Annotated in this window: 8 protein-coding genes; 6 read left to right on the plus strand and 2 right to left on the minus strand. The window is 64.3% G+C overall.

What is annotated here, in order from left to right; genetic code table 11:
- The first annotated feature begins 22 nt into the window (after nucleotides 1-22).
- The 4 genes from ACWDVW_RS14200 (at nucleotide 23) to ACWDVW_RS14215 (ending at nucleotide 4,807) form a co-directional block, all read left to right on the plus strand.
- Nucleotides 23-970, plus strand: coding sequence for an endonuclease/exonuclease/phosphatase family protein (locus ACWDVW_RS14200; RefSeq protein ID WP_449948208.1), 948 nt, complete (start codon nucleotides 23-25; stop codon nucleotides 968-970).
- Nucleotides 971-1,029: 59 nt separating this feature from the next.
- Entirely contained in the window at nucleotides 1,030-1,404 is a 375-nt protein-coding gene (locus ACWDVW_RS14205; RefSeq protein WP_449948211.1) for a hypothetical protein, read from the plus strand.
- Nucleotides 1,404-2,750, plus strand: coding sequence for a hypothetical protein (locus ACWDVW_RS14210; protein ID WP_449948215.1), 1,347 nt, complete (start codon nucleotides 1,404-1,406; stop codon nucleotides 2,748-2,750). The genes ACWDVW_RS14205 and ACWDVW_RS14210 overlap by 1 nt, the downstream gene beginning before the upstream one ends.
- A 302-nt stretch (nucleotides 2,751-3,052) precedes the next feature.
- Nucleotides 3,053-4,807: a hypothetical protein gene (locus ACWDVW_RS14215; protein WP_449948218.1), complete on the plus strand. Its 1,755-nt coding sequence runs from the start codon at nucleotides 3,053-3,055 to the stop codon at nucleotides 4,805-4,807.
- A 541-nt stretch (nucleotides 4,808-5,348) separates the two neighbouring features.
- Here ACWDVW_RS14215 and ACWDVW_RS14220 read toward each other — a convergent pair.
- A complete protein-coding gene (locus ACWDVW_RS14220) occupies nucleotides 5,349-7,346 on the minus strand; it encodes a hypothetical protein (protein ID WP_449948220.1) in 1,998 nt (665 codons plus the stop codon).
- Between the two features lie 111 nt (nucleotides 7,347-7,457).
- Here ACWDVW_RS14220 and ACWDVW_RS14225 point away from each other — a divergent pair, with 111 nt between their 5' ends.
- Nucleotides 7,458-7,721: a hypothetical protein gene (locus tag ACWDVW_RS14225; protein ID WP_449948223.1), complete on the plus strand. Its 264-nt coding sequence runs from the start codon at nucleotides 7,458-7,460 to the stop codon at nucleotides 7,719-7,721.
- 1 nt (nucleotide 7,722) lies between these two features.
- Here ACWDVW_RS14225 and ACWDVW_RS14230 read toward each other — a convergent pair whose 3' ends face one another.
- A complete protein-coding gene (locus tag ACWDVW_RS14230; RefSeq protein ID WP_327038082.1) occupies nucleotides 7,723-7,914 on the minus strand; it encodes a hypothetical protein in 192 nt (63 codons plus the stop codon).
- Nucleotides 7,915-8,837: 923 nt separating this feature from the next.
- Between ACWDVW_RS14230 and ACWDVW_RS14235 the strand changes: the two genes are divergently transcribed.
- On the plus strand, nucleotides 8,838-11,859 hold a 3,022-nt coding region (locus tag ACWDVW_RS14235; RefSeq protein ID WP_449948226.1), incomplete at its 3' end, for an NB-ARC domain-containing protein.

The following is an 11,859-nucleotide window of genomic DNA, read 5'->3' on the forward strand; positions in this document are numbered from 1 at the left end:
GACTTCCGTCATCGGAGTAGCCATGACCCGTGTGGAGATCGCTCTGTTGAACTTCGAGGCCGGCGGCCTACGCCGGCAAGGTCAGGGGCGAGATCTGCGACTGCTCGTTGACGCGTTCCATACCGTCGAACACGCCCCCGCGTTGCTGCTGCTCAATGAGGCGAAGTACTGGCGGGAGGACGGGAGCCGACCCTTGCACCAGGCGGCCGAGCTGCTCGCCGACCGGTTCCACACCCGCTACGTCGGTCTGCTCGGACACGATCCCGACAGCCCCATGCCGTCGGCGATCATCTACGACCCCACCGTGCTGACCCTCCGAAGCTGGCCTGAGGCCGGTGACCCGCACCTGTTCCCCGACAAGCGCAACATCGCGGTCTTCGCCGTCACCGACACCGCCGACGTCGACACCGACCGCGCTGAGTTCGCCGCGGCCGTCACCCACTGGACACCCCACTGCGGCATCCGCCGCCGCCACCAAGCCGCGCTCCTCGACCGCTACGGCACCGCCCGCCGACCCGTCATCATCGGCGGGGACCTCAACTCCACCGCCAGCGGCGACCACCTCCCCCAGCGAGACTGGACCGCCGCCGACCACCGCACCCGCGCCCAGAAAGGCCGACGCCTACCCGACGGCACCTGGACCGCCGACACCGACGCCGTCGACCACCTCATCGGCCGCTGGAACCCCCACACCCGACAACGCGACGACGGATGCGGCTTCCACGCCCTGGCCGACCTCGCCTGGCATACCAACCCGGACACTGAGCTGCTGCCCACCGTCAACGATAAGGACCACGTCGGCGGCGGCCTGCTCATCGACTGGCTCCTCGCCAACACCGCCATGCTTCCGCACGTCATCCCCGACAGCTACCACGTCCACCTACCCCACACCGACCCGCCGCCGTCCGACCACCGCCTCATCACCGCCACCCTGACATTCCCGACAGCACCGTCCGGCAAGGGCGGTTGACGATGATGGGGATCTCGGCACCAGCGGAATCGGAATCAGCGGCTGTCCGGGTGATCCGTGTGGCGCATCCGATCGTGGTCATCGTGTTCGTCTACACGCCGATCTCGCTGATCGCAGGCGCGGTCATTTACGTGGTGACCGCCACCGCCCTGCATGTGGTGGCACCGGATCTCCTCACGTCGCCACGCGGCGGCGTCAGCACAGCCGCTGTACTCATCGTCTGCGGCCTGGTGGGCTGGTATCTGCCCGAGATCATGATGATCATCGCCCGACTGGCGAACGCAGCCCTGCGACTGCCGCCTGACCCGGCCCATCTCGATCCCACCGCACCAGCCCGCTCCTGCCCGACCCGCCACTCCGCTGCCGACTCTGCCGACGCCAGCGCCGGAGGCCACGGCACGAATGCAGGCACCAAGAGCGACCGGGAAGAATAGTGACCGCACAGCGGGAATCGCCGCTGCGAACGCACCTGGCAGCGCTCGGGTGGAGTCCGGAGCAGCTAATCGCCAGGATCAACGAGGTGCGGCGGCGACGCGGAGCAGCGGCCTTGCACCCCAAGAGTGCATACAAATGGGTGCAGGGCCACCGACCGTCGGCGGCGGTCTCGGCCGACATCATCACGGTTCTGCGTCTGCATCGAGGTGTGCGGCTCACACCTGCGGACCTAGGCTGGGACAAACCTGCCCAGCGGTCGCACGCCTTCGACGACCTCTACACGCTGTCCGCCGGGGAGCTGCTGGCCAGTCAGGGAGACGACATGGAACGCCGCAGGTTCGTGTTGCTGACCGGATCGTCGGTGACGGCGTGCGCCCTGGACCTCCTGCTGCCCGGTGCGGACGGCCTCAGGCCGGCGCTCGATGGTGACCGCGTGTCCACGACGTTGCTGGCCGACATTGAGGCGTCGGTGCGGCGCAGCCGCGAGCTGGACGACACCGAGGGCAGCAGGCCGGCGCTGCTGTGGGCGGGCGGACTGTGGAGACTCCTCGGCCAGATCGTCACACGATGTTCCTACGGTGACACCGAAGGGCGGCACCTGCACCGCCTCTACATCGAGATGTCCGAGACGTACGGCTGGATGCTGTTCGACGCCGCCCAACACGCGCGAGCCCAACGGGTCTATCTGACCGGGCTGCGGGTCGCCCGCGAGGCGAGCACGGACCCGGCCTTGCAGCACGCCACGGCGAACCTGCTCGCCTCGACCGCCTACCAGGAGTCCTGGCTGGGCCACCACACCGAAGCCGCCACGTTGATCGCGATCGCCTCCACCCGCTCAGAGGCGCTGCCGAGCCGAGTGGGCGCGGTGATCGCACAGCGAGAGATCACCATCGCCGGGCGTCGAGGGGACGTCGATGCCGTCGGACGCGCAAGCGCGCGTGCCCACGAACTCCTCGACAATGCCCGCCGGGGCGATCAGCCGTGGTGGTCGCAGTGGCTGACACCGGCAGCCATCGACGGGGCAACCGGCCGCGCATGGTTGGCGTTACACCACCCCGACCACGCTGCCGCCCACCTCACACAACGAGCGACCACCGCGAACAGCGCGTACCCGAGGGACCGACTACTTGCTCTCTGCGACCTGGCCACCGCCCGGCTGCACGCGGGAGATCCGGTGGCCGCATGCGAGCCATTGGATCACGCGTTGGACCTGACCAGAACCGTCGACTCGCCTCGGGTAGCGGCGTATCTGCACGACGCAGTGACGCAGCTGCGGGACACCCGATGCCGCCACGTGCAGGCCCGCGACGTGATGATGAAAGCGGCGGACTCAACTCGCACCTGACCGGCCTCCTGTTGTCGGCGTACAGCGCCGAGTGCAAAGGTGGACGCGGCTGCAGGCACACCGGCATCGAGTTCCGTCCACGTCCAGCGACCCGCCGCCTGGCCTGGCGGTGATCGAGTCGGTGACGTTGGGTGATGCTGTTGCTGAGCCCGGCCGTCTCCTCAGTGCGCGGATTTGCCGATGGCAGTGCACCTGATCAGGGCATGTTGGACGAGAGTTCCGGTCACCTGGTAGGCATTAGGCCACTGGAGGCTAGCTGTACTCGTGGGTTCCGCAACGATCAGTGCCGTTGACCCCACTTGGTGCGTGAGAAGAAGACGGAGAGGCGATTGGGAGGCACCAATTCCATCAACTGGGACCACCTCAGCCAGCCGGAGTTCGATCTGCGGGTCGAGGCTCTAATCTGTCGGCTGTACAGCGGCCCGGACGACAAAGTGCGGGTTTACGACGGCCGGGGTGGCGACGGCGGTCGTGACGTCGTCGTCCAACAGGGACAACGTCTCCGCATCTTCCAGTTGAAGTACTTCCGAGACGGATTCGGAACCGAACGCCGAACACAGCGCAGGCAGATCGTCAACTCGTTTCGCGAAGCCATGGCACATCGACCCCACGAGTGGATCTTGGTGATTCCAACGAATCCGACTCCCGGCGAGGAGCGATTCGTCCACGAGCTCGGTGTGGAGCACCTGAATCTCAAGGTTCAAATTCTGGGGAGGGCCGAGCTCGACAACTGGTTCGCCAGGCATACCGACCTTGTGGATTACTTCAACAGGGATCAGCTTCGCGAAGCTGCCAAAGTCTTCCAGCAGGAGCAGGCGATCCTTGCGGGCGGACTAGCCGATCTATCCGCACGAACCCGAGCGCTTGCTCGCGTCGCCGACACACTGGACCCTCACTGGGCTGTCAGGACGGTGATGGATGGCGACGCGATTGTGCACCGGATCCAGGCGAAGCACCCGCATGCACATGTCGTCTCACCGATGGGTTTAACAATCAGTGACGATGCGCTTGGGCCCGAGCACGCCGACCTGCGACCGGTCTTGCGACGGGTTATCGGATTCGGCAGCGCCGAGCGGCTGATCCTTCCGCCCGAGGTTACGCGGAACCTCACCTACACCGGGCCGCCTTGGTTGGCTGCGCCCAGTGGTCACCTGGAGATTGAGGCGGTTCCGGCTGAGCTGCCGACGGACCATGAGGTGACAGCACGACTGACTGCGCATGCCAGCGACGGCCAGCCCATCGCCTCTTTTCAGGGCACCGTGGGGCGGGTCGGGAGGGGCCATCTCGGCAACTCGCTGACATTGAAATTCGAAAACACCGCCATCATCCAAATGCTCATCGGCAGCGACCATCAGAGCCATATGGATGGAAGCTTCAGGTTTACCGGTGCCATGCCCGCCACGGTCCTGCAGACGATCGCGCTGTACCGCAGCCTGCAGGACAGCGCCTCGATCGAGTTTGAGTTCGACGGACAACGTCTCGGCAAATTCAATCGCGACGCCCCATCCGCGGTCGACGACGAGGAACGCCGACTGCTTCGAATCACCGAGATGCTGGCAGATGACCTGGACGTCGTCCAGCGCCACTGCCGAGCATACTTCCCAATCCCAGACAAGATCTCCGCCGCAGATCGCATCGACCTCAGGATCGCCCGGCTACTCATCGAGGGACATTGCGTGGTGATGCGCACGATGGACAGCTACACGACAACCCTGAACGGAACGGTAGACGATACCCTTCGGTGCCTACTCAACCGGGAGACCTCGACTATAAGGGTAACCGCCGATGTCCAGATGGAGATTTTCGGCATGCGCCTAGAACTGGGGACTATCACATACTTTCATACACAAATCGAGATCGCCGATCGGTTGGGCCTGCTGGCTGAACTTGAAGCGGGTCGCGGTGCGGGAAGAACCATGAAGATTCGGCCGGCAGATGGTGAGCCCTTCCGAGCCTTTATGCCTGGCCAACGGACTGGCCGGGACGATGAGCCGCTCAAAACCACGGGCTGGGGGCTTCCGGGCCTCGACGGTCCCCGAAAACGGCTCGTCCAGTAGACGCGTACAGCTGTATGCCCCAGCCTGAGGGTGGGACACGGGAACCCGCAACCCGTACTGGCATAGCTCTTCCATATAACACTCGATGCCCTCACTGATCTGCCGCTGACCGCGCGGCAGGCAGCGTTACAGTCGATCGATCAAGACGGTGTGCTCGGTCTTGCCGATGTCCATACACGTGATCATTCCGGACGTCGCTGTGCACCCGTACCGGGTTGACTTTGAGCTGCCGTGACCATGTCGCCTTGTCGCATGCACGTCGCGGTCGTAGTGGCTCAAGCAGACGCGGCTACGTAACTGGGTTGCGGCCGCCGGGCGCTGGACGCGACCTCTATTCACGCGTCCTGGCTATTGCTTTGCGCTGAAGTTCGCCTTGAGTGACGCGGCGACCGGGCCAGCATCGCGCTGGTCAACTGTGCCAAGGCACGCAGGATCGCGGCGCGCTCAGCCGGAGTTGCGCCTCTCAATGCATACAAGGCTATGCATGTGACACTGGCGAAGAACGGTACGGACACGGCTACCACTGTCGCGAGGGTGACGCTCACCAGCCGCCCTCCGCGTCTTCGTTGATGGAAGGCATCTGCTGATTGCGGACCGCTCGGCGCTGGTTGGACAGGTCGGCCCGTTCGCTGTTCCAGAAGCCGGCGGCGCTGAAGCGGAGGCACAGCATCGCGCCTTGGTCCTGGCGAAGATTGACGCGTGTGGAGTATGGGCTGTCGGACATGGTGAGGCCGGGGATCCCGAGGAAGGGGTCTTGAAACGCTGCCGCGACGGTGTCGAGACTGGGCGCGGTACCCCATTCAATGTTGACTGTCGGCACCGTCGTGTACGGGGTTGTCCAGAGGCTCACGCCGGTGTGACGAGGGTCGGAGTCGAGTATCCGCAACCGTCGCAGGACGGCCGACATGAGCTCGTGAAGGCCGTCAGGGAGTACCGGTCCGTCATGTGCATACTCGTAACGTTGCTTCTGCAGCGCCTCTTTCTCCTGTGGAGTGAAGTCATAGGGGTCGTGGGTCCAGCAAGGGATGGCGGTGCTGCTGGTCTCACGGACCTTGCTACTGGCAAGCACGACAGCGACCCGCCACTGCTTCTTGGTTATGCCTGGCAGGTCGATCCGCCCGGGAAGGCCGAGTCGGTAGAGAGTCACGCCACTACCGCTGATCTTGCAGCGCAGGCCGGTGATGCCGAAGATCTCGGAGCCATCGTCGATGTGCCATGGCAGGCTGCGGTTGATGAACTTCGGCAGGTGGCGAGGCGGCACGTGCAGGGTCAGCGAATCATGATCGCCCACAACTTTGCTGATCATCAACGCCGGTTCGCCTGGCCGCCAGCCGGCGTGGTCCACGCCTCCGCTACCGATCTCGCTCAGAAGCAGCGACTCAAGCTGTGCCTGTGCAGAGCCGGCTGGAAGAATGACATGCCTGCCCACCGGCGTCGACATTGCCCGAAGAGCTTGAGGTGCGGTCTCGCCGGTGCACCGGGCGCGACCGCGGGCAAGCTCGTGGCGATCAGGAGCCGCCGGACCACCGGGCGGGGGCAGCACCCGCTCGATCCAATGGGAGCCGGCTCCGACCCGACGCAGTGTCTCGGCGAAGTCGACGTGGCTGGTGTCCTCCCATCGACACGTGAGGTGAAGAGCTCCAAGGGTCCGGCGGTCGCGATGCTGCAGCTCAAAGACACAGTCGAGGTCACCGTCAGACCCAGAAACGGCTCGGTCACACGAGCAGCGCTGCCGAGTCACCACAAGGGGTAGGCCGCAATCGTCGTCGATGAGCCGGGCGAGGAACTCGTCGTGACGGACCCGATGGTCGGCAACGCTCCTGCTGGTGTAGAGGTGCAAATGCCAGCGGCCCTCACTGATCCACGCCCTGATCGAGTACGCGCTGGAGTTGCCGAACAGGGCGATACGCCGCAGGAGGCCGGAGCCAAGCCACGCCAGACCTACGCCGCCCTCATGGCGCCTCCGGTGAGATCGCCGGCCCTCTCGTTCGGCCTCGTCCAGGGAGTTCTGCTCCCAGAGGGGCACTGTTTTGGCGAGCAGGGCGGCGTCGGCCGCGGCGCGTATCGCATCGGCCCACCGCGTGCCGAGCACTCCGCGAAGGATCAGGCGGACATCGCCGCTCGTGCTGGCCAAACACACCTCGGCGCTTTCATCACGGATGGCTTCCACTCGCAGTCCTGGAATGCCCTCGACCTCCCGTGTAGCCGGCTGCTTGACCGGCAGGAGGACCTGCATAGCGTGGTCGCTGAGCATTAGATGCCGACCCGTGCCGACCAGTGTGTGTGAGCCGAGTTTCAGCAACAGCGAGGTGCCGCTGATATAGGCAGCGGTGACGCCCAGCGGTTGTGGCCACCATTCGCCGCCGCGGCACAGCAGTTCCATCACCATCGACTCGGCGACAGCCTGCTCCCCAGCCGCAGCCGGGATGATCGCTCCGCCGGGCCCGCAGCGGCGTAGGTCATTCAACGCGTGCTGGAAGGGCTCCCCAGTGTAGTGAATCCGGCGGCCGGCTTTCGTTGAAGCCCAATCCTGGGTCATCGCATGATCCGTTCCCGAATCGCCTGCTGCCCCAAAGACCATTCGACAACCGATCAAGCGCCCAACGGGCGCACGGATGCTAAACGTTCCCAGCGATCGGAAGGTTCTTCCATGCGGCATCGCATCAACGGGGCAGCGCGGTGCCTGGATAAGGCCGCCGTCCGGCCCGGCAAGATTGTGCACCATCCACGGCGCCCAACGCAAACCAACCTGGGCGGCATTGCGGAGCCCTCAGAGTACGAGCTTGCGGCGTGGCGTGACATTCAGCGGTTCAAGGGGCGGCCGCTGTCGGCCGCGTTTCGTAGCGCCGGCGAGGGCGTGTCCAATGGTGCCGCGACACTCGGTCGGCGTGCGCCGTCGACGCCGACGTTGTGATCTACGAGGGGTCGTCGGCGTGGCTGCGGGACATTCTGGTCGACGCCTGGGTGGCCATGCAGGCAGAGGGGCTGCTGCCGGGCGGTGATCCGCCGATCGACGTGGTGCAGGCCCGCCAGTCGAAGCGGGTACGCGCCGAGCCGGTCGCCGCCCGGTACGAGGTCGAGCCACCCCGGGTGCACCACGTCGGCACGTTCCCGCTGCTGGAGGATCAGCAGACGACATGGACGTCTGAGTCCGGGGACTCCCCAGACCGGCTCGACGCGCTGGTGCACGGGGTGGCGTACCTCCGGGCGGAGGAGTCTCGCCGCGCGATAGTGGCCTCGCCACTCGGCCATCCGGCTCGGCCCTCCTCAGGACTGCGCTGTTGTCGGAATCAGCCCAGCGTCTCCGTGAGCACTGGAACGCCCGACGCCTCGGCCCAACGAGTAATTTCTGCCTGGCCGGACCGATGCCAATGCCGGATGCGGATTGCTCCTTCTGCAGTGACCTGTGCTACCTCAGGTGCTCCGAACGCTTGGAACAGTTCGCTGGCGAGGCGGTGCGTCGTCGCTACAAGGCCGCTACCTCCGGTGCAGAGGTCATCGATGTCGGCGACTGTGTCGGCGTATGGCTGCTCCGTGACGGCATCGGGACCAATCGGCTCGTTAGGCCAGCCAACGTTGGACACCAACGTGATTGGTTCTTGGCTCATAGGCCAGGTCGTAACTCTGGCCGGGGCCAAATAGCGGCTCGGACGGTTGCAAGCCCTCCGGCCGCCGCCCGGTCGCGTGCATGGTGGGCGAGAAACTTCAGTCCTGCTCCGACCCCCAGGGTGAGCCACTGGGTGTCCCGTTCGGCGTGTCGCTCGATCAAGGTGATCAAGCAACCTCGTCGATCCAGATGACGGGCTGCGAGCCTAGTCACGACGTCGTGATCCGGCCCCCACCCAAACCGGCGAACGCCAAGATCACAGTGAAGAGCTTTGGATCATGGACGTCGATGCGGACCTGCGGACTCCTCCTCTCGGCACACCTTGCGCCGACTCGATACCCTATAAACAAATCTGAGGCGGAGGCACGGTTGAGAAAGCGACCCTGGCTCGTAGGTCTGTGGACCTTCAGTGGCGTAATTTGGTTGGCAACCGTCAATGCGCTTCTGAATGTAACCACGAATTCCTTCGACATGTTCGATTACCGCTGGCATCTTGCTGCGACTGCGGGCGCTGTCACCGTCGCCGCAGCCATAGCTGCTGCAATCACGTCCATCCGCGACCGGCTCAAAGAGGTGCGGGCCGAGGACCTGCTCGCACCGGCTAGCGGTAGCAACTGGACGATACCAAGGCCCGACGCTGGACTCGTTGCCCGCCCCGAACTGGCTAGTCAACTACTTGAGCGGCTGACTCAAGCCGAGGCCGGCACCGTAGCCATGTCCGGCTTGAATGGTGCCGGCGGATTCGGCAAAACCGCCCTGGCCAAACTGGTATGTTCAGATCCCGCGGTCCGATCTCGATTTCGCGAGGGCGCCTGGGTAACAATTGGTGAGCACGTAGAGGGTGCTGCACTTGCAGAGAGGATCCTCGATGTACATTATCAACTCACTGGTGAACGACCTGCGCTGACAGACCCGGAGCAAGCGGGGCTCCGATTGGGAGCCGAGCTCGATCGCCGGCCTAGCGTTCTGCTAGTAATCGACGACGTTTGGCGGCCTGAGCAGCTACGGCCCTTTCTCAACGGCGGAACCAACAGCTGCATGCGCCTCGTGACGACCCGCCGCAGTAGTGTTCTTCCTGCGCCTGCCCAACGAACGGCGATCTTAGTGGATGAGCTCAGTTACGACCAGGCCAGGACGCTCTTGACCGGCGGGCAATCGATCCCGCCTGAGCAAGAGATGACTGAACTGATCGCGCTCACTGGGAGATGGCCGCTGCTGCTGAGCCTCGCTCATCGCCACCTCGCTAACAACATCAAGCGCGGTGCCACACCTTCGGATGCCGTCGCTGGACTGGTCGAGCGTCTCCGCGCCGATGGGCCAACGAGCCTGGACCTAGGCGATCAAAGCAGCCGTGACCAGGCTGTCGCGGCCAGCATCGCCGCCAGCATGGACCTACTTACCGAATCGCAAAAAGACCGCTACATGGAACTCGGCATCTTTGCCGAAGACATCGACATCCCCCGTGACATGCTGGCGATACTGTGGGCAGAAACCGGCGGGCTCGCACGAACCGAAACCGATCGACTTTGTGACGCGCTCGCCGATCTCAGTCTCGTTACCGACCCTACGAACAAGCGCTTACGGCTCCACGACGTCATTCGCGCCTACCTTCGACAGAAGTCGGGCAACCGTCTTCCTGCGATTCATACCGCACTCGTCGCTGCCGCTCGCTTGCTTTTGTCTGAGATCAACACCGAGACACCCACCCCCTGGTGGCAGCTACCCGACCAGCCCGACTACCTCTGGAGCCACTTAGCCCAGCACCTAGCCGAGGCCGGCCAGACTGACGAACTCAACGGCCTGGCTACAGACCTACGGTGGATCGAAGCCCAGATACGCCATGCAGGCATCACCTCTGTCGATTCCGACCTCGCCTTGCTCGCTGATCCGACTGCGGTCGTGCTGCGTCGAGTCCTTCAGCAGAACGCTCATTTATTTACACCTATAGAACCAGAGACCGCCATCGCTGATACCTTGATGAGCCGACTCGCCGCCATTGAGGATCTTCAAGAGTTTGTCGAGCGCTACGACGCCAGCAGGACCCCTGGCTCACACTTGACGGCCGCATGGCCGCCACCAGACCGGCCGCACCCAGCGCTGCGTCGAGCTATGTCCGGCCACACCGACGCAGTAACGGGTTTCGCCATCGCCCCAGGCGGCAGCTGGTTAGTGACCACCAGCTGGAACGATACTGCCCGCATCTGGGACACAGCCACAGGCGAGCTGTGGCACACGCTGTATGGACATACTGACCGTGTGAGCTGCTGTGCCATCGCGACCGACGGCAGCTGGCTGGTCACCGCTTGCGCTGACGGGACAGCCCATATCTGGGATTCGGCCTCCGGCACCGTACGCCAAGATTTGATTGGTCACATTGACTGGGTGGTCGGGTGCGCCATCGCTCCCGATGGCAGTTGGCTGGTTACCGCTAGCGATGACGGCACGGCGCGTATCTGGGACCCGGCCTTCGGCACACTGCGCCACATCCTGCGTGGCCATGCTGATCGAGTGACTAGTTGCGCCATTGCACCCGATGGCAGCTGGTTGGCCACCACCAGCGACGATGGCACGGCCCGCATTTGGGACCCGGTCCTCGGCAGCGTGCGCCACGTTCTTCGCGGTCACACTAACCGGGTAACCAAGTGTGCTATTTCCCCTGACGGCAGTTGGTTGGCTACCGCCAGCTGGGACAGTACGGTCCGAGTTTGGGACGCTTCCGGAACTTTGCGCCACGTTCTACATGGCCACACTGATCGAGTAACCGAATGTGCGATTACCCGCGACGGTAGCTGGTTGGCTACCGCCAGCTGGGACAGCACGGTTCGCGTCTGGGATGCGAAGTCGGGCGCCGTGCGGCATATACTGCGTGGTCACACCAACAGGGTGACGAGCTGCACAATCACTCCTGATGGCAGCTGGTTGGCTACCGCCAGCGACGATGGCACGGCCCGTATATGGCAACCGGAACTCGGCGTCGTCAAACACGTTCTGCGCGGTCACACCAACCGGGTAACTGGGTGCGCCGTCGCCCCAGATGGCAGTTGGTTGGCTACCACGAGCTACGACCGGACTAATCGCATCTGGGATACAGCTTCCGGAAATGTGCGACATGCCATGTACGGCCATACCGAGTGGGTGATCAGATGCGCCGTTGCTCCTGATGGCAGCTGGTTGGCCACCACTTGTGACGACGGCACGGTCCGCATTCGGGACACTGAGACAGGTACGGTCCGCGATGTTTTGCGCGGCCACACCGACCGAGCGACCGGATGCGCCATCGCCCCGGACGGCACATGGCTAGCCACCACGAGCAACGACGGAACAGCCCGCATATGGAACCCCCAAGCCGGCACCATCAACTACACCCTGCGCGGCCACACCGACCGAGTAACCGGATGCGCCATCGCCCCGGACGGCACATGGCTAGCCACCACGAGCAACTACG

It is taken from the genome of Micromonospora sp. NPDC003241 (genome assembly GCF_053589795.1).

Coding starts and splice junctions, on each gene's coding strand:
- ACWDVW_RS14200 (WP_449948208.1), top strand. CDS start 23: ATGACCCGTGTGGAGATCGCTCTGTTGAACTTCGAGGCCGGCGGCCTA.
- ACWDVW_RS14220 (WP_449948220.1), bottom strand. CDS start 7,346: ATGACCCAGGATTGGGCTTCAACGAAAGCCGGCCGCCGGATTCACTAC.
- ACWDVW_RS14225 (WP_449948223.1), top strand. CDS start 7,458: ATGCGGCATCGCATCAACGGGGCAGCGCGGTGCCTGGATAAGGCCGCC.